This is a genomic window from Bradyrhizobium sp. CSA207 (assembly GCF_029051685.1).
Taxonomy (GTDB): domain Bacteria; phylum Pseudomonadota; class Alphaproteobacteria; order Rhizobiales; family Xanthobacteraceae; genus Bradyrhizobium.
Map to the genome: position 1 here is coordinate 198,209 of NZ_JAACFT010000007.1, position 25,790 is coordinate 223,998.

Sequence of the window (25,790 nt, forward strand, 5' to 3'; positions counted from 1 at the left end):
TTTTTGCATTATAGCTTGCCCCGTCGGCGGTACGATCCGGGAGCGAGACCAAACTCCTTTTTGAAGGCATGGGCGAACGCAAACTCCGATGAATATCCGACCCGACCGCAGATGTCGGCGATGGGGGCGTCCGTCTCGCGCAACCAACGCGCCGCGATCGTCATCCGCCACCAGGTGACATAGGTGACCGGCGGTTGGCCAAGGAGCTCGGCGAAACGGCGGGCGAAGCTTGATCGCGACATGCCGGCTATCTCGGCCATGGCTTCCAGGGTCCAACGGCGTTCAGGGCACTCATGGACATGCTGAAGCACGGCCATTGTGCGGGGATCGTTGAGCGCCGCGGTCCAGCCTGTACGTGTGCCCTCGATCCGCTGTCCTGCGATCCAGTTGCGAAGGATGTAGATCAGGAGGAGCTCAACGATGGCCGCAATGGCAGCGGTCGAACCCGTCCAGTCGTGCTCAAGTTCCGCGCCCAAGAGCTCGATGGCCGATCGCAGCTCAGGGTGGCTCCCGACACGCGAGACTATTCGGAATACATCTGGCAACTCGAGCAGGAGCGGGTGCAACCGAGCCCGATCGAAAAGGTATGCGCCGCACAGCAAAACGGTCGAGGCGGTCGCGTGCGACGCAAGGCCTGAGTTGGGCGCCGAGCTATTCCGAGCTCGCGCGTCAGCCAGCGGCAGCGCAGCGTCTATCAGGGGCGTCGAGAGCTGATCGGCAAGCGCGTGGGTGCAACCGCGCGACAGGAAGACCAGATCACCCGCATTGAGAAGGAAGGGTTCGCCCTCCGGCGGATGGAGCCAGCAGCTTCCCTGAAGAACGATATGGAATCCAGCGGCTGCGCTGCTTGGGAAGCGCCAGCCGAAAGGCGTTGCGTGCGCCACGCGGCGCGAGTGCGGCGCCCCGACACGCATTGCCGCCATTACATCGGTGAGTACGTCCATCGCCGCGTTGGACACTCCACATTGGGATGATCACGTATAGATTCGCCGCTTCTACGCATTGATCATCCAGAGACGAGCGTCGAACATGCAGTCCCTTGTGTCAAGTGGCGCCGACGATGGAGGAGTGCGAGCAATGAGGATCGGGGTGGTCGGGGCAAATGGCTTCCAGGGTGCGATGACTGTGGCTGAGCTCATTCGGCAGGGGATTGAGCCCGTGCTGATCGGGCGTGACCCAAACCGGCTGGCGGCGACAGCTGCCGGGTTGGGGCTTACAACCGCCCAGCAACGGATCGCGGACATCGAAGACGGGGAAGCGCTGATCCGCGCGTTCAGCGGCTGCGCCGCCGTGATCAACGCGGCGGGACCGTTCACCAGTCGCGGCGCCAGAGTGGTGGAGGCCGCGGTGGCGGCGCGGTGCCACTATGTCGACACCTCGGGAGAGCAGCTCTACATCAAACACATCTTCGATGCCTTCAGCGGCAAGGCGAAGGAAGCTGGCGTCGCTGCGATACCGGCTACGACGGACGGCGGGGCACTGGGCGACCTCATGGCAGCGCTGCTCTCCCGCGATCTCGGCAAGATGGACGAGCTCTTCGTCGCCCATCGTATCAGAGGCGGAGGCATGCCCTCGCGGGGCACCCTGCGCTCGGCCGTCGAGACGAAGGACCTCATCGCCCGCGGCGGCCTGACCTATGTTGACGGGGACTGGTGCTCGGATGTCCCGCTTGCGCGCCCCTCGTTCCGCTTTCCCGGCGATGCGGAGGACACCGCGGTGTTGGCGTTCCCGTTGCCGGAGGTCGTTAGCGTGCCGCGGCATGTGCGCGTTCAGCGAATCTCCGGCGTAACTGAGGCCGCCTTAGGCGAGAGGCTTTCCATCCCGATGCCGATGGAGGCGATCGACCAAATGCAGCAAGGGCCCTCCGCCGAACAGCGCGCCGCGCAGGAGTTCATGATTGTTCTCGAGGGTACGACGGCTGATGGGCGGTCGCGTCGGGGCGTGGTTGAAGGCACGGACACCTATGATACGACGGCCATCATTTCCGTTGAATTCGCTCGGCGGCTCGCGAGCGGGCCGTCCCAAGCCGGCGTCTTGACGCCAGCCCAGAGTTTTGAGCCTGAGGACGTGCTGAGGTCGCTCGCGCCGCGAGGCGTCCGGTGGCGATCCGGGTGAGGACAATATTTTTACATGTCACCGGCGTCCCAATGCGGAACCCGGCTTGGGTCCAATTCCGAATCAAGGCACGGGCGACCAGACATGCATCGCGCCGCCAAGCCTGTCTGATTTTCCTGCGCCTCAGTTCTTGAGCACGATGCGGCCGACCACCTTGCCTGCGCGCAGCTCGTCGATCCATTTCTGGACGTCGCCCATCGGCTCTTCGCGCATCGGCGTCGGCTTGATCTTGCCGGCGCGGGCGAGTGCCATCAGCTCTTGAGCCTCGGTGAGCGTGCCGACCATGAAGCCTTCGATGGTCATGCGCTTGTAGACCCATTGCACCATCGGCAGCGTGAACTGGCCGCCCATCAGCCCGGACACCACGATCTTGCCGCCGCGCGCGGCGACCGCGACCGCAAACGCCATCGACTTCTCGTTACCGGCGAAATCGACGATCTCGTCAAAACCGCCGTCGGTCTCCTTGAGAATGCGCTTGATCACGTCGGGCTCGGCCGGGTCGTAGGCACTGGCTGCGCCGTTCTTCAGGGCGGTGTCGCGCGCGGCCGGGCTGAGATCGGCGACCGTGATCGGCTGCTTGAACATGGCTTGTGCGAACGACAGGCCCATCATGCCGACGCCGCCGAGGCCGATCAGCAGCAGGTTGCGCTGGCGCGGACGATCGACCAGACGCTTGAGTGCGCCGTAAGCCGTCACGCCGGAGCACATCAAGGTCGCGGCCTGGTTGACGGGCAGGGGATCGTAGTCGAGCAGATATTTCGCATCGGGCACCAGCACGTGGCTGGCGAAGCCGCCATCGATCGAGACGCCGAGGAAGCGCTGCTTGGCGCAGAGATTCTCGTCGCCATTCTTGCAGTCACGGCACTGACCGCAGCCGATCCAGGGAAACACCGCTTTCTTGGCGCCGACGAGGCTATGCGGCACATCGGGGCCGACTTCGTCGACGACGCCCGCGATCTCGTGGCCGAGCGTGAAGGGCAGCGACATGCCGCGCGTGGTGTCGAGCTTCTTGCCGCCGCCGAGATCGGCATAGCCGTCCTGGATGTGCAGGTCGGAATGGCAGAGGCCGCAGCGCTCGATGCGCACCAGCACTTCCGTGCCCTGCGGCTTGGGCGTGTCGATGATGGTCTCGCACAGCGGCGCATCGAACTTGACCAGGGACTGGCGACGCATCAACGCCATATTTCTTCCTCCGAAATTTCCTCTAAAGCGCTATGCGCTTTAGCTCATTGTTTGAGCATGATCTCTTTCGGAAAACCGCTTCACACTTTTCCGGATCATGCTTCTTCGCTGCGTATATCCGCCAATTCACGCGCCATGGCAACAAAGCCGGAGATCGGGATGGTCTCCGCGCGCCGCGTCGCATCGACGCCGGCCGCCGCCGCAAGTCGCGCCGGATCCGCTTGAAGCGATTTCAGGCTCTGCCGCAGCATCTTGCGGCGTTGGCCGAAGGCGGCGGCCGCGACCTGTTCGAGCAGCCGGCGATCGCAGGCAAGCGGGTTTGCGCGCGGCACCAGGCGCACCACGGAGGAGGTGACCTTCGGCGGCGGCACGAAGGCGGACGGCGCGATGTCGAACAGGATCTTGGTTTCCGCGCGCCAGTTGGCGAGCACGCCGAGCCGGCCATAAGCCTCGTCGGTCTCGCGCGCCACGATGCGCTCGCCGACCTCGCGCTGAAACATCAAGACCATCATCTCGTACCACGGCGGCCATGGCTCGGCCGTGAGCCAACCGATCAGGAGCTGGGTCGCGATGTTGTAGGGCAGGTTGGCGACGATCTTGGCCTTGCCGCCGTCCAGCAGCGGGCGCGGGTCGAAGGTCATGGCGTCGCCATGCACGATATCCAGCCGGCCGGGATAGCGTGCGGAAATATCCTGCAAGGCGGGGATCGCGCGTTCGTCATGCTCGATCGCGATGACGCGCCTGGCGCCGAGCGCGAGCAGGGCGCGCGTCAGCCCGCCCGGGCCGGGGCCGATCTCGACGATGGTGGACTCGTCCAGCGGCGCCGCCGCGCGCGCGATGCGCGCGGTGAGATTGAGGTCGAGCAGGAAGTTCTGGCCCAGCGATTTGCGGGCCGACAACGCGTGCTGGCGAATGACCTCGCGAAGCGGCGGGAGGTCGTCGATCGCGCTCATCAACTTGTCGTCGCCGTCATGCGGCTCGCAAGCTGGAGCGCCGCGATCAGGCTGGCAGGGCTCGCCTTGCCGCTGCCTGCGATGTCGAACGCGGTGCCGTGGTCGGGCGAGGTGCGGATGAAGGGCAGGCCGAGCGTGACGTTGACCGCGTCGTCGAAGGCGACCGTCTTGATCGGGATCAGGGCCTGATCGTGATACATGCAGACCGCGCAGTCATAGGTGTCTCGCGCAGCTTCGTGGAACATCGTATCGGCCGGCAAAGGTCCCCTGGCCTCGATGCCGTCGTTGCGCAGCGCCTTGAGCGCCGGCGCGATGATGGTCTGCTCCTCGTGTCCGAGCGAGCCGTCCTCGCCGGCATGCGGATTGAGGCCGGAGATCGCGATCCGCGGCCGGGCGATGCCGAAGCGGGATTTCAGCTCGGTGGCGACGATGTGCACGGTCGAGACGATCAGATCGCTCGTGAGCTGGCTCAGCGCCTCGCGCAGCGAGACGTGGATGGTCACCGGCACCACGGCGAGTCGCGGCGACCACAGCATCATCACCGGCTGCGGCGCACAGCCGTCTTGCGCGGCAAGCTCGGCGAGGAATTCGGTGTGGCCGGGATGGCGGAAGCCTGCGCGATAGAGCACGCTCTTGGCGATCGGATTGGTGACGACGGCGCCGGCGCGCCCGTCGCGGACATCGGCGACCGCCTGGCGGATCGAGGCGAGCGCGGCCGGCGCGCTCGAGGCGTCGGGCTTGCCGGGTTCGGCCGTCGCGGTCTCGCCGGTCGCAACCACGGGCAGGGCGTCGGCGAAGGCGGCCGCAGCCTCGTGCGCGCTCACCTCGGCAATGCTTATGCCGGCGCCGAGCGCCTTGGCGCGCCGCGCGATCGTGCCCTTGTCGCCGAGCAGATAGAAGGCGGGCAGGTTCAATTCACGGCGCCTGAGCCAGGCTGCGATCGTGATGTCGGGGCCGATGCCGGCGGGCTCTCCCAGGGTCAGGGCGAGGGGCTTTGCGGAAGGCTCTACGGAAGGCTCTGCGAAGGGCTTGGCCATCAGCGGTTGCGATATTCGATCATCGCCGCCTTGCGGATCTCGTCGAGATAGGCCTTTTGGGTCTTCTCGTATTTCTCGGTGTACATCTTCTCGCGCACCTCGCGCTTCTTCGGCGTGTCGATCATGGTCGGCTTGCGCGAACAGAGCACGACCATTTCGATACCCGCCTTGGTCACCTCGGGCGCGGTCAGATGGCCGATCGGGGTGTCGTCCAGCACCTTGCGCAGGGCGTCGGGCAGCTCCGCGCTGGTCTTGGTGACGGCTTCGCGGATGGTGGCGTTCGGCGTCGAGCGGAACAGCGAATTGGCTTCCTCGCAGCTCGCAATGCGCGAGCGATAGGTTTCGGCCTCCTTCTGGCGCGTCTCCAGGAAGGCCGGGGACGATCCGCGCGGCATGATCAGCACGATCGGCTGCATCTTGTATTCGGTGCCTTCGACCTGGAGCTTCTGTCCGGTCTCGGCCTCCACAGCCGCGGCGACGTCACGCTCGCCGACCTGGAGGCGCTCCTTGTAGCGGCCGCGCACGAGGCTGGTCCAAACCATCTCGGACTTCATGCGGCTTTTCAGGGTATCAGGGCGGACGCCCTTGCTCTCGAGTGACTTGGTGAGCTGCTCCGGCGTCAGGCGCAGGCGCTGCGCCATTCCGGCGTAGGATTGGTCGATATCGGCGACACCAGGATCGACGCCGTATTTCTTGCCTTCCTTGATCTTGATCTTGTCGTTGATCAGCTCGTTGATGACGTCCTGCCGGCTCGGAGTCTTCTGCGTCGTCAACTGGTCGAGCTTGGAGCGCTGGTCGATGTCGAAATCGGTGATGGGATCGCCGTTGACCATGACGACGATGTTCTGCGCCCGCGCCGGCGTGCCGATCAGAATCAAGGCAGCGAAGACGAGAAGGAGGCGCAGGGCAGGTAATGGATTCGTCATGGTTGTCGCTCGCATGTCAGCCGCGGTGAACCTGCGATCGGGAATACGCGGCCGTCACTTCAAACCGTTCACTGGATACCGCTGGCGGAACTGCTGCTCGCCGACGTGGTCGCCAGCGTTCGCAGCCCGATCTGGAACATGAACGCGTGGCTCAAGACGGGCGGTGTCGAGCCCGCGGAATAGGTATACGAAGTTACATAGTTCGCCGCCAGCACGAAGCAATCGTCGACATAGCCGGCGCCGAGCACATATTGGTTGATCTTGTTGGCCTCGAGGTCCCAGCGCGCTGACCCCGTGACCACCCAATTGGTCGCGACCTTCAGCGACCCGCTGGTCAGGATGCCCGCACGACGGGTCAGATAGCCGAGCTCCGGCTGCGCCGCGTAATTGCCGTACATCATACTGACCGACCAGCGATTGAAGTTGGCGCGGCCTTCCGCCTCGAAGCGCTGAACGTTCAAGGTCTGCTCGTCCATGCGGGAGCGGACGCTGAACGTATAGGTGCTGTTGGGCGAGTAGCTGGCGCTCGCGACGTAGTCGGAACGCGGCTTGTCCAGGCCGGTATCAAGACCGGTATTGATGGAGTCCTGGACCGCATAGGAGTTCATGCCGAACAGCTGGTAGGACTGGCCGAACAGCACCTTGACGGCGCCGCCCCTGTCGAACTGCGTGGTGGCCTGCACGCCGACATTGGCGCGGCCGCCGCCCTCGACGCGGTCGTAACCGGAGAACTTGTCGACGCTGAACAGGTTCGAGGTGTCGAACACCATGCTCTGCGCATCCTCGTTCGGAAGCTTGCCGGCATAGGTCTCGTTCGGCCGGATGATGATCTGCGCGATCGGCTCGATGGTGGTCGAGCCCCAGGGCTGAACGTTGATGAAAGGATAGCGGTATTCGAGACCGACAGTCGGCATCAGGCGGAACGCCTGGGTGTCGCCGACGGGCAGGTAGTTCGACACGCCCGGCTGGTTGGAGACCGAGGAGTTGATGGCGTCGGCGCGCAGAATCGCGAACGGCGTCCATATCTCGCCGAACGGATCGGTGAAGGACTTGCGCCACTGCGCTTCCGCGCTCAGGCGGGTGTAGGTGCCGGGGAAGCCGCGCAGCAGGCACTGCGACGGCGTGCGCGCGAGCGGGTCGGCCGACGCCGTCGTGCACAGGCTGTTGGTGTTGGCGAGCGTCGTGGTCGGATCGAACGCCGCGCTGTCACGCGACAGGTTCACGAAATTGGTCTTGTAGCTGAACTCGCCGCCGAACACCGGATAGTTGAGGACGTTCGAATAGTCGATCACGGGGTAGACGACCGGCACCTGGCTCTGGTTGCCCGAGAAGCTCAGCCAATACATCGTGCGCGCGTCGAAGAAGCTGCGATTGCCGACGCCGGTCAGATAAAGCTGCGACAGCGCATCCGTCGGCAGGCTCAGGAACGATCCGAGCGGATCGCGGTAGGCCGACAAGCGGTAATCCGACATGAAATAATAGTCGGAGAGCAGGACGCCGTCCCAGCCCCAGACCCATTTATCGTTGAGCGCGAACTGGCCCTTGGTTTCGACGCCGCCACGGAATTGGCGCTCGCCCGGCAGGCCGGCGAACTTGCTGGGGTCAAGCTGGTCGATGCCGTAAACGCGGATCTGATAGGCGCCGTCCATCAGACGCTGGCGGAACTCGGCCTGCAGCAGCACGCCCTGCTTGGACGTGATACGCGGGCTGAAGGTCGCGTCCATATCGGGCGCGATCGCCCAGTAGAACGGGACTTCTAGGCCGTAACCGAACGCCGAGTACGAGGTGAAGCCCGGCATCAGGAAACCGGTCTTGCGCTTCACGGTCGGGTCGGGCGTCGAGAAGTAGGGCATATAGGCCAGCGGCACGCCGAAGAATTCGAGCTGGGCGGTCTCGAAGTACAGCATCTTTTCCTGCTGGTCGTGGATGATGCGGGCACCCTTGACCTGCCACAGCGGCGGCTTCTTCGGATCGTCCCTGCACGGCGCGCAGGCCGTATAGACGCCATTCTCGAACACCGTGTAGTTGCCGCTGGAACGGTCGGCGCGGCTCGCGGCCATGCGGGTCTGGTCGGCAGTATCCACGCGCAGCGAATCGACGAAACCGTCGCGGTAGTCGTCGGAGAGATCCATGATCTCGGCATAGGTGATCTTGCCGTCGGCATCCGTCATGCGGATGTTGCCTTCGGCATGCAGGCGCTTGGTCTTCTGGTCGTAGATGACCCTGTCGGCCTCGACGCTGGTGCCGTTGTAGAACAGCTGGACGTTACCGACCGCGGAGACGCGCGAGTTGTTGTAGTCGTAGTCGACCTCGGTCGCCTGCACCAGCATCTGGTTGTCGTTGGCGACCTTCGGCGGCTTCGGACGCGGCGGCAGCGGATTGTAGGTGAAGCTCTGCGCGCCGACCGGCGTCACGGCGGCAACGCCGATCAGACCGCCGAGCGATGCCGCGGCGACGATGGCCAGCAGGAGCCTGCGGATGGACAAGCCGCACCCGTTCGCGCGCACCACGGTGCGCCGCGTCAAACGAGACACGGGTCCTTGGCGGACGGCCGTCACTATCCGTCCTCCTGATACAGCAAGGCCAAAAAGCCGGTGAGGCCGCCCACCACTGCGGGCAACCACGCCGCAGCGATCGGATGCATCAACTCAGCCTTGCTCAAGTCTTCAGTCACTTTCGACAGAACGTAGAGCAGAAAGCCTGCGCCCACGCCACTCAAAACCATCTTCTGTACGCCGCCCATCCGGAAGAAGCGCAACGACACGGATGCCGCCAGCATCACCATCGCTGCGAGCAAAAACGGCTGCGCCAGAAGCTTGTGATACTGGAGTCGATATCCGGCTGTCGCGAAGCCCGAGCTCTCGGAGGAGCGGATGTAGCTCGGTAGTTGCCAAAAGGACACAGTCTCGGGTGTGGAAAAGCTGTTGCGGACCTGTGCCTCGGTCAACGTCGTCGGAATCTCCAGCCGCGCCTGGTCGACCGGCGGCGAGTCCAGTGTGAAGCGCCGCACGGTCTTGAACTGCCAATGGCCGTCCTCCAGCGCCGCCTCGCGTGCCTCGATCCGCTCCTTGAAATGCCAATCCGTATCGAATCGGAACAGCGTCAGCCCGGTCAGCCGGATGCCCTGCTGCTCGCTGCGCGCCGCGTTGATGATGACCTGGCCGTCATCGGTGACCTGATTGAGCCAGAAGCCCGAGGCGTCCTGGATGCCGCCGCCGGGAGCCGAGCCGAACAGCTCGGCCTCCATGCGCTTGGAGAGCTCGCGCAAATTCGCCGACATCGGATTGTAGGCGAGCGTGGCGATCACCCCGATCAAGAGCGCGCTGCCGAGTGCGGGCGAGATGAACTGCCACGCGGAGATGCCGGCTGCGCGCGCGACCACGAGCTCGAGCCGGCGGGAAAGGGCGAGATAGCAGGTCATGGCGCCGATCAGCATGCAGAACGGCGTCAGCTTCTCGAGCAGTTGCGGCACGCGGAACAACGAGGTCTCGGCCACCATGATCGCGGAGGCGGACGCGAGGCCGGACGTCTTGCGCACCATCTCGATGTAATCGACCAGCACCAGCAGCAGGAAAATGCTCACGAACACGCCGAGCGCGGCGACGACGAAACGGCCGGCGAAATAGCGCCCGAGTGTGTTGGTGAGCATGCTCATGCGGTGGCCGGCCGTCCGAACATCCGCGCGATTCGCGCGTTCGACCTGTTGATGGCCTCCATGAGACGGGCGGGCGGTTCGACCACGATGCCGCCGACGATCAGCCAGATGCCGGCGCCGATCGCGGTCGCCAGCATCGCGTATTGGACGAGTGCCGCGAACGGCGATTTCACGGCCATCACCGAGCAGGCGAAGCCCGCCATGCGCAGGCCGAACACCGCGATCACCGAGCCGCCGATCGAGAAATTGCGGCTCTGGCGCGTGGTGCGCGGCGCGCCGAGGAAGGCGAAGGTCAGCGCCGCAAAGGCGAACGGATAGAGCGGCGCCATGATGCGGTCATGCAATTCGGAACGGAACTGGCCGGGGACCGCTTTGTAGACCGGGTCGTCCTCGGGCGGTGCGAACAGTTCCCAGAGATAGCGCTCGCGGATGCCGAGGGTGACATCGTGGCCCTGGCCCGAGAATTTCGACATGTCGAAGCCGTAGCGGCCGAACGCCACCAGCGCAGGATCGCGCTTGCCGACCTCGAAGCGCTGGAGATTGCCGTCCTTCAGTACCAGGAACGATCCGTTGTCGTTCTTCACGACCTCGCCATGCTCGGCGACAATGGAGACGCGCTCGTTCGGATCGCGGCGGTCGTCGATGAAGATGCCAGCGAGGATGCCGCCGGGCTGGCGCTCGCGGATCCGGATCGTCAGGTTCTTGTCGAGCTGGGCGAAGCGGCCGGGCTGCAGGATGTTGGTGAGAACGTCGGCGGTGATCTCGGCGTCCCACTGTTTGATCCGCCGCATGCCGTCGGGGGCCAGATAGGCGGCGATGAAGGCGACCAGCAGCGCCACCACGCAGGTGGCGTAGAAGAACGGATAGAACAGCCGGAACGGCGAGAAGCCAGCGGCATTCATCACGATGATCTCGGAATCGGTCGCCAGCTTGTTCAGCGTGTGCGAGATCGCGATCATCAGCGCGATCGGCGAGATGATCAGGACCAGCGCCGGGATGACGAGGCTGGTGATGCCGAGGAAGGTGAGGATGGTCTGACCCTGGCTCGTCATCAGGTCGATGCCGCGCAACGCCTGCGTAATCCAGATTACGCCGGTGAGGCTGACCAGGACCAGCGCAAACGACGCCAGCGTCGTGCGGAAGATATACCTGTCAATCGACCCCATGCGCTACCGCACGATCCCCACCAAAACCCCAATGCAGTCACGGGAATTTCCGGCTACCCGACCCATCCCAAAAGGGATCCCCAGGGTCGTGCAGCCATCTCGTCCGCCGGCTTACTTTCTCACTACCATCCCTTTGATCCGTCAACAAAATGGCTGCCCCATGGCACCCTCAATATATGGTTAATATTTCCCTCGTTGTTGCCTGGCGGCCACGGGGGGTGCTTGGCATCTGCCGGCCCGGTGGCCCATAGTGCGCAAAGTCTGCTGAATCGCCGTTGAGGTCCCGGCCCTTGGGCTGACCTGCCGAACGGCAAAAGCCCCATGTTTTTGAGGAGTTACCCCATGTCCGATGCCATTAAGGTCGGCTTTGCCCCGTTGTCTGCCGCCCCCCGTGGCATCATGGTCGTGTTCTGCGACGACAATCTGAAGGTCGGCCCGGCGACGGCCAAGGCGCTGGGCGGCGCCAACGAACTCGTGAAGCGGGCAGCCACCGCCGCCGCCTTCAAAGGCAAAAGCGGCGCCGTCCTGGACATCCTGGCGCCGGAAGGGGTGAAGGCCACCCGTCTGATCGTGATTGGCGCCGGTAAGGCCGCAAACCTGAAGGCCAACGACTTCCTGAAATTCGGCGGCGTGGCGGCGGGCAAGCTTGGCGCCGGGTCCGCTGTCATGACCATCTTGGCGGAACTGCCCGATGGCGCGTTGGCAAGCGAGCAGGCGGTCGCGATCGCCTCAGGCCTGCGGCTGCGCGCCTATAAGTTCGACCGCTACAAGACCAAGAAGAAGGACGGCGAGGAGGAGGGCTTACGCGCCGACGTCTCGTTTGCGGTCGGCGACGTCGCCGCGGCGAAGAAGGCGTTTGCATCGGCCGGTGCGATCGTGGACGGCGTGATCATTGCGCGCGACCTCGTCAACGAGCCGCCGAACGTGCTGTATCCCGAAGAATTCGCGCGCCGCGCCAGCCAGCTCCGCAAGCTCGGCGTCAAGGTCGAGGTGCTCGACGTCAAGGCGATGGACAAGCTCGGCATGGGCGCGCTGCTCGGCGTCGGCCAGGGCTCGGCGCGGCCGAGCCGCACCGTGATCATGCGCTGGGACGGGGCTAAGAAGGGCGAGGCGCCGGTTGCCTTCGTCGGCAAGGGCGTTTGTTTCGACACAGGGGGCATTTCGATCAAGCCGGCCGGCAGCATGGAGGACATGAAGGGCGACATGGGGGGAGCCGCCTGTGTCGTCGGCCTGATGCATGCGCTCGCGGCGCGCAAGGCCAAGGTCAACGTCGTCGGCGCCATCGGCCTCGTCGAGAACATGCCCGATGGCAAAGCGCAGCGTCCGGGTGACATCGTCACCTCGATGTCGGGCCAGACCATCGAGATCATCAACACCGACGCGGAAGGCCGCCTGGTGCTTGCCGATGTGCTCTGGTACGTCGCCAAGAAAACTAAGCCGAAATTCATAGTGGACCTGGCGACGTTGACCGGCGCGATCCTGGTGGCGCTCGGCACCGACCATGCCGGCATGTTCTCCAACAATGACGAGCTTGCCGAACGTCTGCTGACGGCCGGACTCGAGAGCGGCGAGAAGGTCTGGCGCATGCCGCTCGGCGCCGAATACGACAAGCTGATCGATTCACAATTCGCCGACATGAAGAACACCGGCGGCCGCCATGGTGGCTCGATCACCGCGGCGCAGTTCCTCCAGCGTTTCGTCGACGGCACGCCCTGGGCGCATCTCGACATCGCTGGCACCGCGATGGGCGCGCCGAAGACCGACATCAACCAGAGCTGGGGAAGCGGCTATGGCGTCCGGCTCCTGGACCGTCTGGTGGCAGATCATTACGAGCGCAAATGACCCGAAATGACTGAAGTGCTGTTCTACCATCTGCAAAACATGACGGTGGAGAACGTCTTGCCGTCGCTTCTGGAGAAATCGCTGGAGCGCGGCTGGCGCGTCGTGGTGCAGGCGACCTCGCCCGAGCGCGCCGATGCGCTCGATGCGCATCTATGGAGCTATCGCGACGATTCCTTCCTGCCGCACGCGACATGGCGCGTGAACGACGCCGCCGAGCAGCCGATCGTACTGGCGATCGAGGAGGACAATCCGAACGGCGCCCAGGTCCGCTTCCTGATCGACAACGCCGCAATGCCGCAGAACTGCCAGAGCTACGAGCGCATGGTGCTGCTGTTCAACGGCGAGGATCCCGACGCGCTGGCCTTGGCCCGAAGCGCCTGGACGGATTGCAAGGCGCGGGGATTTGTTGTCACCTATTGGCAGGCCGACGAGCGCGGCCGGTGGCAGCGGCGGAATTAGCCGTCGTTCGCAATTAATGATAATTTGTACTTTTCGGGTCAGGTTAGCTTCGGTCACCTTGATGCCGCAAAGTGATGTTGGGACAATTGCTTAGGGCTGGTCCTTCACGCGGGGAATTTGGTTTATCGTGCGACATCAAAAGCTTCCCAGGTCGCTCATATTTGCGTTGGCTGCCGTAGCACCGCTGATCGCGGGCTGCTCGAGCGCCCCCGACCTGCTGTCCAAGGATGCCGAATGGTTTCAGAAGCCCGGCCGCCTGTTCATCAAGAACATCTCGATCGAATCGCCGCCGCTGACCCCCGACACGCCCGTGAGGGCCGACGATCTGGTCAGCGCTGATGGCGCCTGTCCCGGTATGGCGCCTCCCGGGCCGGCTGATGCCAACGCGTCGACGACTCCGCCGGCTCCATCCAGCGGCACGGTCGCGCTCGGCCATACCGAATGCGACGTGGTGCGCGGCATCGGCGCGCCCTCGAACGTCAACCTCTCCAACGATGCTGCCGGCCGGCGCGTCGCCGTGGTGACCTGGACCACCGGTCCGCGTGCCGGCATCTATACGTTCACCGCCGGCCGTCTGTCCTCGATCGAGGGCACGCCGGAGGCACCTGTGATGCCGAAGGCCGCCAAGCCGAAGCCGAAGAAGAAAGCGGCGACCTGATAAGGCGCGCGGGACGGCTATTGCCTCCGTTCATTGCACCTTCGAACGACAGGATCTGACCGCTCGGTCCCCGGAATGTAGTTTTCTGGGGGCCAAGTCGTCTCTGCGCGAGAACAAGTCGTCTCTGCGCGAGAAATGGGATGATAAACGCAATGGTCGCGGCGAACGCTGCAAGCAGGGCCGCTCCCAACAGGCGCATTTGCCGCTGAAAACCGCATATCCAGCAGTTATCCACTGGCTATCGACAACGGGCGAGTCTACCCCGCCGCCTCATCATACTCCGTACTGGCCTCGAGCCATTGTTCCTCCGCGCGCGCCAGCGCGTCGGCCGCATTCGCGCGCGCCTTTGACAGTTGCGCGGCCTGCTTGGGGTCGCGCGTAAAAATGTCAGGGAGGGCCAGCGCGGTATCTATCTTGGCGATGATTTCGCCGACGCGGGCGATCTCGGCTTCGGCTTCCGCGATGCGCTTCTTCAATGAGCCGCGGTTATCTGATCTCGGGCGCTGCGGCTTTTCGCTCGGGATGCTGCGCTCGCGCGGGGAGGCTTCCGCGTTGCGCGACGACAGCACCAGGCGGCGGTATTCGTCGAGGTCGCCGTCGTAGTTCGTCACGGTGCGATCGGCGACGATCCAGAGCCGGTCGGCGCAGGCCTCGATCAGATAGCGGTCGTGCGAGACCATGATCACCGCGCCGGGAAATTCGTTGATGGCCTCGGCGAGCGCAGCACGGCTGTCGATGTCGAGATGGTTGGTCGGCTCGTCCAAAATGATCATGTTGGGGCCGAAGAAGGTCGCAAGTCCCAGCAGGAGCCGCGCCTTCTCGCCGCCCGACAGTTTGCCGACCTTGGTGTCGGCCGCCTTGCCGGAAAAACCGATCGCGCCGGCGCGGGCGCGCACCTTGGCCTCGGGCGCATCGCCCATCAGCTTGCGCACATGGTCATAGGCCGAGCCGTCCTCGTTCAACTCGTCGAGCTGGTGCTGCGCGAAATAGGCGATCGACAGCTTGTCGGCGCGCGTCACTCTGCCGGAGAACGGCGCAAGGCGCCCCGCAAGCAGCTTGACCAGCGTCGACTTGCCGTTGCCGTTGGCGCCGAGAAGCGCGATGCGGTCGTCATTGTCGATGCGCAAGGTGACGCGGCCCAGCACCGGCGTATTGGGATCGTAGCCGACCGAGGCATTGTCGACGGCGATGATCGGCGGCGACAGGATCTTCTCCGGCGCCGGAAAGCTGATCTCGCGCACGTCCTCGGTGACCAGCGCCGTGATCGGCTTCAGCCGCTCCAGCATTTTGACGCGAGATTGCGCCTGGCGCGCCTTCGATGCCTTGGCCTTGAAACGGTCGACGAAGGCCTGGAGCCGCGCGCGTTCGGCTTCCTGACGCTTGACCTGCTTGGCATCGAGCAGCTCGCGCGCGGCGCGCTGCTCCTCGAAGGAGGAGTAGGATCCGCGGTAGAGCGTGAGCTTGCCACGCTCCAGGTGCAGGATCTGGTCGACCGAGCTCTCCAGCAGGTCGCGGTCGTGGCTGATCACGATGACCGTGCGCGGGTAATGCGCCAGATGATCCTCGAGCCACAGCGTGCCTTCGAGGTCGAGATAGTTGGTGGGCTCGTCGAGCAGCAGCAGATCGGGGGCTGCAAACAGTGTCGCAGCGAGTGCCACGCGCATCCGCCAGCCGCCGGAGAATTCGGCGCAGGGGCGAGCCTGATCGGCCGCGGAAAAACCGAGGCCTGAGAGAATCGCTGCGGCCCGGCTCGGTGCCGAATGGGCGTCGATGTCGACGAGCCGGGTCTGGATCTCCGCGATCCGGTGCGGATCGATCGCGCTTTCGGCTTCGTGCAGCAGCGCGTCGCGTTCGAGATCGGCCTTGAGAACGACCGAGATCAGGCTTTCGGGGCCGTTCGGCGCTTCCTGGGCGAGGCTGCCGACGCGCCAGCGCGGCGGCAGCGTGACGGAGCCGTGTTCGGCTGCAAGCTCGCCGCGGATGATCTTGAACAGCGTCGACTTGCCGGTGCCGTTGCGCCCGACCATGCCGACCCGCGAACCGGGCGTGATCTGCACGGAACTCTGGTCGATCAGGAGACGTCCGGCGAGGCGGACCGAAAGGTCGGTGATGGAAAGCATGCGGCCTTGTCACCGCAAGGCGCCGCGAACGCAACCCGTTTTTGCGTCTGCCCGTTAGTGCGAGCTGTCCTCGCGGTCGCGCTTCTCCAGCTCGCTCATCAGCTGTTCGAGATGCGTCGGGAGCCGGGACTCGGGGCGAAGATATTGCTGGAGCCGCTCGCCCACGGCATCGCGGATCGAGCGGCTGGTGCGCCGGTCGATCTTTTCGCTGTCATCGGCGAAGAGGCCAGTCATTGGCGAGGTTCCATTGCTTCACAATAAAGACACCCTACCAAGTCCCTGACCGTAAAATTGTTTCGCCCCTCAGCGGGCTGCCGGGCATTCTAGTAAAAATTGTATAAATTTAGTCGTGCAGGCCAACGGCCGCCCAACGCAAAGCCCCGGCGGGGGCACGCCGGGGCTTCTCTTGGAAGGTACCTGGGGGACGGTAGGTACCCTTGGAAGGTGCTGTCGCTCTCAGTAGCAGCGGTTGATCAGCCGCCAGCGGGGTCCCCAGGGGGTCGGGACCAGCCGGCGCACGTAGCAGCCGCCATAGCCGTAGGAGACGGGGCCACCGGCGTAGAAGCGCGGTCCACCCCAGCCGTGGCCGTGATGCCAACCGCCGCCGTGCCAGCCCCAGCCGCCATGCCAGTGAGCGGAGGCGGAGGTCGGCGCCAGCGCGGCACCCAGCGCGAGCGCGGCAACTGCGGCAAGCGAAAGTTTCCTCAACATGGTGATCTCCTCAGAACTGTCGGCGCGGGCCTGCGCGTCGATGGAAAGGCCGCCGAAACGGTTTGCCTCATGATCAGGCATTCGTTTCGATAGGCGACACCTTATGCCGGCGCGGCTGAACCAAACCCTGATGGCGGGTTCAGATTGGGTTCATCTGGGTGAAATTGCTGTAACCCGGGTAGAATCTTGGACCTTGGCCCTGCGGCGAAGCGCCCGTGAGGCCGTTCCGGCGGTCGCTTGCCGTTCGGCAACGGCGCCGATATAAGCCGCGCAACTCCGAACCACCGCTTTCTCCTCAAGGACAAGATCATGGCCATCGAACGTACTTTCTCGATCATCAAGCCCGATGCGACCGCGCGTAACCTGACCGGCGCGGTGAACGCCGTGATCGAAAAAGCGGGCCTGCGCATCGTCGCGCAGAAGCGCATCCGCATGACCAAGGAGCAGGCCGAGACCTTCTATGCCGTCCACAAGGAACGCCCGTTCTTCGGCGAGCTCGTCGAATTCATGACCTCGGGCCCGGTCGTGGTCCAGGTGCTGGAAGGCGAGAACGCCGTCGCCAAGTACCGCGAGGCGATGGGTGCGACCGATCCGTCCAAGGCGGCCGACGGCACCATCCGCAAGCTCTACGCAAAGTCGATCGGCGAGAACTCCGCGCATGGCTCGGACGCGCCGGAGACGGCTGCGATCGAGATCGCGCAATTCTTCTCGGGCAACGAGATCGTCGGCTGATTCAACAGCCGATAAGTTAAGGCGGCGGGGCGAAAGGACGCATTGTGAACTGGCTTTGGCAGATGTTCGATCCCGCTACGATCGGGGCATTCTTCACCCAGTTTCGCAATGAGATGGCCGAACCGACCTTCTGGATCGCGGTCGGCAAGATCATCTGGATCAACGTCCTGCTCTCCGGCGATAATGCGCTGGTGATCGCGCTCGCCTGTCGCGGCCTGAAGCCGCGACACCGGCTATGGGGCATGGTGCTCGGCGCCGGCGCCGCGGTGCTGCTGCGGATCATCTTCACCGGCATCGTCGCCAGCCTGATGGGGCTGCCGTACCTCAAGCTGGTCGGCGGCCTCGCGCTGATCGTGATCGCGGCAAAGCTGCTCGTGCCCGAAGAGGAGGGCGAGGACGACGTCGAGTCGGCCTCTCATCTGTGGCACGCCGTGCAGATCGTCGTCGTCGCCGACATCATCATGAGCCTCGACAACGTCATTGCCGTGGCCGCCGCCGCCAATGGCAGCATGCCGCTGCTGATCCTCGGACTTGCCATCAGCGTGCCGCTGATCGTGGCCGGTGCGGCGCTCATCATGGCGCTGCTTGCGAAGCTGCCAGTCCTTGTATGGGCCGGTGCGGCGCTGCTCGGCTGGATCTCGGGCGAAGTGATTGCGACCGATCCTGGCATCGCGCCGAAGCTGCACACGCTGTTCGACGGCCCGCTCGGCGCATCGCTTGATTCGATCCTCGCTGCCTTGCGCATCCCGCCGCAATTCACCCATGGCGGCGGAGGCGGCGAATATCTCTGCGCAGCACTCGGTGTTGCCGTCGTGCTGGTGGTCGGCACCATCTGGCGCCGCCGCAGCCTGGGCCAGGCGGCGCTCGAGGCTTCCGAGCGACACGCCAAGGTCTCGGTGGAGTAAGGCTTATTTCTTGAGCATGATCTTTTCGAAAGACCGCTTCGCAGTTTGCGCTAACGCGGCCCTTCGGATCCGGATCATGCTTTAGTGCCGTACGATCGAGCCGGCGCGGCCGATCAGGCGGGCGAGTTGGCGGAAGCGGCTGCCGACACGGTCGGCGACGAGATCGCCGAGGCGGTGCTCGAACACCAGCATCAGCTTGCGGCTCCCGCTGCGGAAATGCGTGGCAGGCAAGACGCCAGGGCGCGCCGCCGAGATCAGATGCGCGACGCGGAACGCAGCGCCCAGCAGACGGGCGCGTTCGATCTGCGCCGGCGTCAGCAGCTCCTGCATGGCCACCGGCGGCTGGTTTTCCTCGCTCAGCCCCGCATAACGATAGAACACCGACAGGCCGACGAAGGCGCGTTCGGTGTGGGTGATCGCGCCGAAATTGCCGTTGACGACCAGGCTCAGCGTCTGCTCGCCGCGATGGTCGGGATGCACGCGCCAGCCGATGTCGGAGAGCAGGCAGGCGGCGTGGCGTAAGCGGCGGTCCTCTTCGCTCTCGCGCAGCTTTACCACGCGCGCGAGCCGGTCGGTCCAGGCGATCAGCTCGCGGGCGTGGCGTGCCGAGCGCGACAGCAGCTGGTTGAGCTCTTCCGCCGCGCAGACCAATCCGTCCTTGCTGCGCTCGGTCTGCGACAACTTCTCGTGCAGCAGGCCTTCGCGAACGCCGAAGGTCGAGAACACGATGGTCTTCGGTTTTGCCACACGGATGATGTGCTCGAGCACCAGCGCGGCATAGGTGAGGAGAGGGCGGCGCGCGTCGGCGACGATCTCGATGTCGGCCAGCATGTTGGCGGCCGCGAGACGGCGCAGACGACGCGAAAAGTCGAGCGCCTCGGCGGCCGAAATCGAATAGCCGTGCATCACCTGGAGCGGATAGCCGCTCTGGATGATGTGGATGCGGGCAAGCGCGCGCCAGGTGCCGCCGACCGCATAGAAGGAGCGGCCGCTGCCCGCCTTGAGCTGCGGCACCCCGTCGAGCGCCTCGCGGACGATGCGGTCGGCCCGCTTGAGCGATTTGTGGGCGAGGTCCTGCAGCGCGAGACCGCCCAGTGGCAGCGTCACGCCGCTGCGTACGCTGTTCCTGCGCACGTCGATCAGTTCGAGCGAGCCACCGCCGAGATCGCCGACGATGCCGTCGGGATGGTGAATCCCCGAGATCACGCCGAGCGCCGACAGCCGCGCCTCGCGCGGTCCGGACAGAATCTCGATCTTGACCGCGCAGATGCGCTCGGCTTTCGCGATGAAGTCGGGGCCGTTGGAGGCGTCACGGCACGCCGCTGTGGCGATCGCGAACACGCGCCCCACCTGCATCACCCGGCACAGCGCGCGGAATCGCTTCAGCGAGGTCAGCGCCTTGTCGACGGCGTCCGGCGCAAGCAGGCCCGTGCTCTGCACCTCGCGGCCGAGGCCGCACAGCGTCTTCTCGTTGAAGATCGGAATAAGGCTCCGCGCCAGCGCCTCGTAGACGACGAGACGCACCGAGTTGGAGCCGATATCGATGACAGCGACGCTCGAGCCGCGCTTGCGCGGTTGCGTCACGTCAGAAATCCCCGATCAGGGTTGATGGCGTTCGTTCCGGCGCGTGAGGCGGCGCGGCGAGGATTCCTTGAGCGACTTTCCACGGCCAGACAGACTCGGATTTGTCATGAAGTAGTTGTGGACGTTGAAAGGCTCCTCGCCCTTCGCGGTCTTCATACGCGTTGAGGACCCGTCCGGCAACAATTGCCAGCTCTGCTCATTATCCTTCAGGTTCGCGACCATGATCTGTTCGAGAACCTGCTGATGCACCGTGGGATTTTGCAGCGGACACAGCACCTCGACGCGACGGTCGAGGTTGCGTGGCATCATATCGGCGGACGAGATATACACAGCCGCTTTCGCGCTCGGCAGGCCCTGGCCCATACCGAAGCAGTAGATTCGGCCGTGTTCCAGGAAGCGTCCAATGATCGACTTGACGCGGATGTTCTCCGACAGGCCGGGAATGCCGGGCCGCAGGCAGCAGATGCCTCGCACCACGAGCTCGACCTGGACGCCGGCCTGTGACGCTTCGTAGAGCGCGTCGATGATGTCGGGGTCGACCAGCGCATTCATCTTCATCCAGACCGCGCCCGGCTTGCCGTGCCGGGCATGCTCGGTCTCGCCCTGGATGTGCTGGATGATGCGCTTGCGCAGGGTCAGCGGCGACACCGCCATCTTTTCGAGATCACTTGGCGCCGCATAGCCGGTGATGAAGTTGAACACGCGCGCGGCGTCGCGGCCGATGGTCGGCTCCGAGGTAAAGTAGGAGAGGTCGGTGTAGATGCGCGCGGTCACCGGGTGATAGTTGCCGGTGCCGGTATGGACATAGGTGGTGAGGCTGCCGCCTTCGCGACGCACCACCATCGACAGCTTGGCGTGGGTCTTGAGTTCGAGGAAGCCATAGACCACCTGGACGCCGGCGCGTTCGAGGTCGCGCGCCCAGCGGATGTTGGCCTCTTCGTCGAAACGTGCCTTCAGCTCGATCAGCGCGGTGACCGACTTGCCGGCTTCTGCGGCTTCCGCGAGCGCACGCACGATCGGCGAGTTGTTGGAAGTGCGGTAGAGCGTTTGCTTGATCGCGACGACGTCCGGATCGCGCGTGGCCTGCTGGAGGAACTGCACCACCACATCGAAGGATTCGTAGGGGTGATGGACGACCAGGTCCTTCTGCCGGATCGCGGCAAAAATGTCGCCGCCGTGCTCGCGCACGCGCTCGGGATGGCGTGGCACGTAAGGCGTGAATTCGAGGTCGGGCCGGTCGAGGCGGGTGAGCTGGGACAGCTCGTTCATGGCGAGCACGCCGTCGACCAGAAACACCTCGTCGTCAGCGGCCGACAGCGCGTGCTGCACGAAGCTGCGCAGCTGCTCCGGCATCTTGGCGTCGATCTCGAGCCGGATCACCGAACCGCGGCGGCGACGCTTCAGCGCAGTCTCGAACAGGCGGACGAGGTCTTCGGCTTCTTCCTCGATTTCCAGCTCGGAGTCTCGGATGATGCGGAAGGCGCCCTGGCCGTGCAGGTTGTAGCCGGGGAAAAGGCGATTGATGAACAGGGAGGTCGCCTGTTCCAGCGTGATCAGCCGCACCGTACCGTCGGCCGGCAGGCGGATGAAGCGGTCGATCTTGCCGGGCATGCGGATCAGCGCGTTCATCTGCTTGCCGTCGGCGGCGCGCGTGAGCTGGAGCGCGATGGTGAAGCCGAGGCTCGGAATGAACGGGAAGGGATGGGCCGGGTCGATCGCGAGCGGCGTCAGCAGCGGGAACACGTTGGCGAGGAAGTAGTCCTCGATCCAGGTCCGCTCCGCCTTGGTGACCTCCTTGCCGTCGACCAGCACGATGCCGACGTCGGCCAGCGAGCCGCGCAGGCCGCGCCAGATCGCCTGCTGGTCGGAGGCCAGCTTGGAGACAGTCTGGTTGATCAGGGCAAGCTGCTCGGACGGGGTCAAGCCGTCCGGGCTGCGCTCGGCAATACCCTCGCGCACCTGGGCCTTGATGCCGGCGACGCGGACCATGAAGAATTCGTCGAGGTTATTCGCCGAAATCGACAGGAATCGCACCCGCTCCAGCACGGGGTGGCTGGGATTGACCGATTCCTCCAGGACGCGCCGGTTGAAATGCAGCCACGACAGCTCGCGGTTGATGAACCGCTCGGGGCTCGAAGCGATCGCCGGCTGGCCTTCGAATTCTTGAGCTTTTTCTTTAATTTCAATGGCTTGCGCAGAGTCCATCAGAAGTCGATCCATCCTGTTTCGCCTCACTTTGCGACTTAGGCGCAAAACCGGAGCGAGCATGTGTGAGTGCGATGACGTTTCAATGACATTGACGTTCCGCCGCCGCGCCCCGTCAAGCGCTGTGGATAGGAAGACAGGTCAGGCGTCACGCAGCAGCTCGGCGGCGAGCGCCCTTGTAACGGGACGGCCGAGCCGCAGCGCCTCGCTGTCGAGCAATTCCACAGCCTGGCGGGCGGCGGCCGAGGACCGCTCGAGGCGGGTGGCGAGGTAGCTGACCACGGTCTCGTCAACGGCGAGTTGGTGGTCGGCGCAGAACTTGATGATCAGGCCGCGGAACAGCTGGTCGTCCGGCGGCAAGAGCGAGATCACGGGAACAGCGCGCAACCGGGAGCGCAGGTCGCGCAGTTCGATATCGAGCGCAGCGGGCACCTCGCGTCCGGTGAAGAGGACGTAGGCGCCGTCTTCACGCGCGAGGTTCATCAGGTGGAAGACGGCGCGCTCGTCGAATTCCTTTGCCTTGAGATCCTCGACCACCAAGGCGCCGGTCGCGAGCGCGCCAGGGACGCTCGCGGGGATCAGCGCATTGGCCGTGGTCGAGCGGGCGCCGGCGTCCTCGGCCCAGATCGCGGCGAGATGGCTCTTGCCGCTGCCTTCGGGGCCAGCCAGCCACATGATCCGGTTCGGCCATTCCGGCCAACTGTCGATCAGGCCGAGACCGGCCGCGTTGGAGGGGCCTTCGAGGAAATTGTCCCGGCTCAGGCTTTCCGCATGCGGAAGCGAAAACGCCAATTGTCGGGGATGAACGCGGCCTGCCACGCTTGCTTTGCTCCATGCCGGTCGGCCGGCCTCGGTTGAGAGTAGACGTATCGAGCGCGAGTTGGCCTTTTGCGGGGCCTCCAGGCTCATTTGGCCTCGATGGTGCTCATGTGCCGCAGCCACTCGACGAGATAGAGCGACACGGAGGAGAGCGTGAAGACGGTGACGAGACCCATCAGGATTATATCATAGGGCTGCGCCTTGAAGCCGAAGGCAAGCGAGGCCAATACCAGCGCCGCGAAGGCCACCTGGGCCACAGTGTTGAGCTTGGACACCTTCGACGGCTTCATCTCGACCGGCTTGTCGAACAGCCAGGAGACGATCACGGCCGCCACGATCATGATGTCCCGCGACACCACCAGGATCACGATCCAGCGCGGGATCGCGCCCCAGATGCCGAGCGCCATGTAGATCGAGACCAACAGCGCCTTGTCCGCAAGCGGGTCGAGCAAGGCGCCGAGCTCGCTCGTCATGTTGAACCGCTTGGCGAGGAAGCCGTCGACGGCATCGCTTATGCCGGCGATCAGGAAGACGGCGAACGCCACCTCCATTTGGCTCGACACGATGGCCCAGACAATGATCGGGACCAGCATGATGCGGCCCAGGGTAATGATGTTCGGAATACTCACGCGGCGCTTCCCGGCACCCGGCCTGACCTCGAATCCGGCCCGTTTGAAGGCTGAACCGGTTGATATCTACATAGTATAGGGCAGCGCGCCATGCGAGCCATTGCGTGTCCCCGGAATTCGACGTAACCAGCCGGAAACCCACTGGAAATCGGGCATGACCGACCGCAAAAACGGCCTCACTTACGCCGATTCAGGCGTCGATATCGATGCGGGCAACCGCCTGGTCGACCTGATCAAGCCGATGGTGCGCGCCACCGCACGCGCGGGTGCCGACGCCGAGATCGGCGGCTTTGGCGGCCTGTTCGACCTCAAAGCGGCCGGTTTCAAGGATCCCATCCTGGTCGCCGCCACCGATGGCGTCGGCACCAAGGTCAAGATCGCGATCGAGACCGGCCTTCATGGCGGCATCGGCATCGACCTCGTCGCCATGAGCGTCAACGACCTCGTGGTGCAGGGCGCCGAGCCGCTGTTCTTCCTGGATTATTTTGCCTGCGGCAAGCTCGATCCGGAGGCGACCGCGGCGATCGTTGCGGGCGTTGCCGAGGGCTGCCGGGAATCGGGCTGTGCCCTGATCGGCGGCGAGACTGCCGAAATGCCCGGCCTCTACAAGGACGGCGATTATGACCTCGGCGGCTTTGCCGTCGGCGCCGCCGAGCGGGGCACGCTGCTGCCGCGCAAGGACATCGCCGCGGGCGACGCCGTGATCGGGCTGGCCTCGTCGGGCGTGCATTCCAACGGCTTCTCGCTGGTGCGCAAGATCGTCGAGCAGTCCGGCCTCGGCTTCGCCGCACAGGCCCCGTTCGCGCCGGTCATGACGCTCGGCGGTGCGCTGCTGACGCCGACGCGGCTCTACGTCAGATCCTGCCTGCGCGCCATCCGCGAGACCGGTGCGGTCAAGGGCCTCGCCCACATCACCGGCGGCGGCTTCACCGACAACATTCCGCGCGTGCTGCCAAAGCACCTCGGCGTCGGCATCGATCTGTCGCGCCTGCCGGTGCTTCCGGTGTTCAAATGGCTGGCCGCACAGGCCGGCGTCGCCGAGCTGGAAATGCTGCGGACCTTCAATTGCGGTATCGGCATGATCGCAATCGTCGAGCCGGATAAGGTCGACCAGGCGGTGCAGGTCTTTGCAGACGCGGGCGAGACGGTCGCCGTGCTCGGCCAGGTGATCCCGGCCGAGGGCGACCATCGCGTCGTCTACAACGGCAACCTCGATCTGGCCCTGTAGCCCCATGAAGCGCCGCGTCGCCATCCTGATTTCGGGCCGGGGCTCCAACATGGCTGCGTTGATCAAGGGCGCGGCCGCCCCGGATTTTCCGGCGGAGATTGCGCTCGTGATCTCGAACAAGGCCGATGCGCCGGGACTCGAAAGGGCCAGGACGAGTGGGGTGAAGACGCTGGTGATCGAAAGCAAGCCGTTCGGCAAGGACCGCGCCGCTTTCGAGGCGGTGCTGCAAGCCGCGCTCGATCAGCACGGCATCGAGCTGATTTGCCTGGGCGGCTTCATGCGGCTGTTTACCGCCGAGTTCACCAGGTCCTGGTATGGCCGGATGCTCAACATCCATCCGTCGCTGTTGCCGTCCTTCCCGGGCCTCGACCCGCACGGCCAGGCCTTGCGCGCCGGCGTCAAGCTGTCTGGCGCGACGGTTCACTTCGTCATCCCCGAGACCGATGCCGGCCCGATCGTGATGCAGGGTGCGGTGCCGGTCAGCGATAACGACACGGCGGATACGCTCTCGGAGCGCATCCTCGAAGTCGAGCACCGCATCTATCCCGAAGCGCTGCGGTTGCTCGCCACCGGCAAGGTCCGGATCGAGGGCGATGTCTGCAAGACCGCGGGAAGCGGGCCGTCGGAGAATTTTCTGGTCGCGCCGGTCGTGAGCTAGGGTAGAGCCGCGCGGCTATTCAATATAGTTTGCCGGATAGTTTGCCGGATAGTTTGCCGGATAGTTTGCCGGCTCCCCCTTTGCGAACATATCCGAGAATGCGGAAGCCTTCGGCAGGGTGGTCGGAGGGCTCGAGTTGGAGCACTGCCTCTCGCAACTCAAGCCATTTGGTGTCATTGGCAAACCGAAAAGTAGCCTGATGGCTG

At 64.7% G+C, this 25,790-nt stretch carries 23 protein-coding genes; 8 read left to right on the forward strand and 15 right to left on the reverse strand.

Annotated elements, in window-relative coordinates; all coding sequences use genetic code 11:
* Positions 1-8 precede the first annotated feature (8 nt).
* Positions 9-944: an AraC family transcriptional regulator gene (locus tag GWG65_RS10290; RefSeq protein WP_275195426.1), complete on the reverse strand. Its 936-nt coding sequence runs from the start codon at positions 942-944 to the stop codon at positions 9-11.
* Positions 945-1,077: 133 nt separating this feature from the next.
* Here GWG65_RS10290 and GWG65_RS10295 point away from each other — a divergent pair, with 133 nt between their 5' ends.
* Positions 1,078-2,115, forward strand: a complete 1,038-nt coding sequence (locus GWG65_RS10295; protein WP_275195427.1) for a saccharopine dehydrogenase NADP-binding domain-containing protein — start codon at positions 1,078-1,080, stop codon at positions 2,113-2,115.
* A 123-nt stretch (positions 2,116-2,238) separates the two neighbouring features.
* On the opposite strand, the gene GWG65_RS10300 is transcribed toward GWG65_RS10295, so the two are convergent.
* The 7 genes from GWG65_RS10300 to lptF all read right to left on the reverse strand — a co-directional run bounded on the left by GWG65_RS10300 (position 2,239) and on the right by lptF (position 11,034).
* Positions 2,239-3,297: an alcohol dehydrogenase gene (locus GWG65_RS10300; RefSeq protein WP_275195428.1), complete on the reverse strand. Its 1,059-nt coding sequence runs from the start codon at positions 3,295-3,297 to the stop codon at positions 2,239-2,241.
* 95 nt (positions 3,298-3,392) lie between these two features.
* Positions 3,393-4,250, reverse strand: coding sequence for a 16S rRNA (adenine(1518)-N(6)/adenine(1519)-N(6))-dimethyltransferase RsmA (rsmA, locus tag GWG65_RS10305; RefSeq protein ID WP_275195429.1), 858 nt, complete (start codon positions 4,248-4,250; stop codon positions 3,393-3,395).
* Positions 4,250-5,287, reverse strand: coding sequence for a 4-hydroxythreonine-4-phosphate dehydrogenase PdxA (gene pdxA, locus GWG65_RS10310; protein WP_275195431.1), 1,038 nt, complete (start codon positions 5,285-5,287; stop codon positions 4,250-4,252). Before pdxA ends, rsmA begins: the two co-directional genes overlap by 1 nt.
* Positions 5,287-6,213: a SurA N-terminal domain-containing protein gene (locus GWG65_RS10315; protein WP_275195433.1), complete on the reverse strand. Its 927-nt coding sequence runs from the start codon at positions 6,211-6,213 to the stop codon at positions 5,287-5,289. The genes pdxA and GWG65_RS10315 overlap by 1 nt, the downstream gene beginning before the upstream one ends.
* Before the next feature lie 68 nt (positions 6,214-6,281).
* On the reverse strand, positions 6,282-8,771 hold the full coding sequence (locus GWG65_RS10320; RefSeq protein WP_275195434.1) for an LPS-assembly protein LptD: 2,490 nt from the start codon (positions 8,769-8,771) through the stop codon (positions 6,282-6,284).
* Positions 8,771-9,868, reverse strand: a complete 1,098-nt coding sequence (lptG, locus tag GWG65_RS10325; protein WP_275195435.1) for an LPS export ABC transporter permease LptG — start codon at positions 9,866-9,868, stop codon at positions 8,771-8,773. The genes GWG65_RS10320 and lptG overlap by 1 nt, the downstream gene beginning before the upstream one ends.
* Complete coding sequence (gene lptF, locus GWG65_RS10330) at positions 9,865-11,034, reverse strand: LPS export ABC transporter permease LptF (protein WP_275195436.1); 1,170 nt, start codon at positions 11,032-11,034, stop codon at positions 9,865-9,867. The genes lptG and lptF overlap by 4 nt, the downstream gene beginning before the upstream one ends.
* A 342-nt stretch (positions 11,035-11,376) precedes the next feature.
* Between lptF and GWG65_RS10335 the strand changes: the two genes are divergently transcribed.
* From GWG65_RS10335 to GWG65_RS10345, 3 genes are all read left to right on the forward strand, one after another.
* A complete protein-coding gene (locus GWG65_RS10335) occupies positions 11,377-12,876 on the forward strand; it encodes a leucyl aminopeptidase (RefSeq protein WP_275195437.1) in 1,500 nt (499 codons plus the stop codon).
* 6 nt (positions 12,877-12,882) lie between these two features.
* Complete coding sequence (locus GWG65_RS10340) at positions 12,883-13,335, forward strand: DNA polymerase III subunit chi (RefSeq protein ID WP_275195439.1); 453 nt, start codon at positions 12,883-12,885, stop codon at positions 13,333-13,335.
* Between the two features lie 166 nt (positions 13,336-13,501).
* Entirely contained in the window at positions 13,502-13,993 is a 492-nt protein-coding gene (locus GWG65_RS10345; protein ID WP_275195441.1) for a hypothetical protein, read from the forward strand.
* Between the two features lie 257 nt (positions 13,994-14,250).
* On the opposite strand, the gene GWG65_RS10350 is transcribed toward GWG65_RS10345, so the two are convergent.
* The 3 genes from GWG65_RS10350 to GWG65_RS10360 all read right to left on the reverse strand — a co-directional run bounded on the left by GWG65_RS10350 (position 14,251) and on the right by GWG65_RS10360 (position 16,824).
* Entirely contained in the window at positions 14,251-16,113 is a 1,863-nt protein-coding gene (locus GWG65_RS10350; protein ID WP_275195442.1) for an ABC-F family ATP-binding cassette domain-containing protein, read from the reverse strand.
* A 54-nt stretch (positions 16,114-16,167) separates the two neighbouring features.
* Positions 16,168-16,347, reverse strand: coding sequence for a hypothetical protein (locus tag GWG65_RS10355; RefSeq protein WP_275195444.1), 180 nt, complete (start codon positions 16,345-16,347; stop codon positions 16,168-16,170).
* 222 nt (positions 16,348-16,569) lie between these two features.
* Positions 16,570-16,824 (reverse strand): sulfur globule protein precursor, encoded by a 255-nt coding sequence (locus GWG65_RS10360; RefSeq protein ID WP_275195445.1) that lies wholly within the window; start codon positions 16,822-16,824, stop codon positions 16,570-16,572.
* A 309-nt stretch (positions 16,825-17,133) separates the two neighbouring features.
* Here GWG65_RS10360 and ndk point away from each other — a divergent pair, with 309 nt between their 5' ends.
* The gene (gene ndk, locus GWG65_RS10365) at positions 17,134-17,556 is read left to right on the forward strand and encodes a nucleoside-diphosphate kinase (protein ID WP_275195446.1); all 423 of its coding nucleotides are present in this window, start codon (positions 17,134-17,136) and stop codon (positions 17,554-17,556) included.
* Between the two features lie 44 nt (positions 17,557-17,600).
* Complete coding sequence (locus tag GWG65_RS10370) at positions 17,601-18,461, forward strand: TerC family protein (protein ID WP_275195447.1); 861 nt, start codon at positions 17,601-17,603, stop codon at positions 18,459-18,461.
* A gap of 81 nt (positions 18,462-18,542) precedes the next feature.
* Here the strand turns inward: GWG65_RS10370 and ppx are convergent, their stop codons facing one another.
* The 4 genes from ppx to GWG65_RS10390 form a co-directional block, all read right to left on the reverse strand.
* On the reverse strand, positions 18,543-20,045 hold the full coding sequence (gene ppx / locus GWG65_RS10375) for an exopolyphosphatase (protein ID WP_275195449.1): 1,503 nt from the start codon (positions 20,043-20,045) through the stop codon (positions 18,543-18,545).
* Between the two features lie 15 nt (positions 20,046-20,060).
* Positions 20,061-22,250, reverse strand: coding sequence for an RNA degradosome polyphosphate kinase (locus tag GWG65_RS10380; protein WP_275195533.1), 2,190 nt, complete (start codon positions 22,248-22,250; stop codon positions 20,061-20,063).
* A 141-nt stretch (positions 22,251-22,391) separates the two neighbouring features.
* Positions 22,392-23,069 (reverse strand): DnaA/Hda family protein, encoded by a 678-nt coding sequence (locus GWG65_RS10385; protein ID WP_275195450.1) that lies wholly within the window; start codon positions 23,067-23,069, stop codon positions 22,392-22,394.
* A gap of 86 nt (positions 23,070-23,155) precedes the next feature.
* Complete coding sequence (locus GWG65_RS10390) at positions 23,156-23,698, reverse strand: CDP-alcohol phosphatidyltransferase family protein (RefSeq protein ID WP_275195451.1); 543 nt, start codon at positions 23,696-23,698, stop codon at positions 23,156-23,158.
* A gap of 154 nt (positions 23,699-23,852) precedes the next feature.
* On the opposite strand from GWG65_RS10390, the gene purM reads away from it, so the two are divergent.
* Positions 23,853-24,926 (forward strand): phosphoribosylformylglycinamidine cyclo-ligase, encoded by a 1,074-nt coding sequence (purM, locus tag GWG65_RS10395; RefSeq protein ID WP_275195452.1) that lies wholly within the window; start codon positions 23,853-23,855, stop codon positions 24,924-24,926.
* 4 nt (positions 24,927-24,930) lie between these two features.
* Positions 24,931-25,584, forward strand: coding sequence for a phosphoribosylglycinamide formyltransferase (purN, locus tag GWG65_RS10400; protein WP_275195454.1), 654 nt, complete (start codon positions 24,931-24,933; stop codon positions 25,582-25,584).
* Positions 25,585-25,790 lie beyond the last annotated feature (206 nt).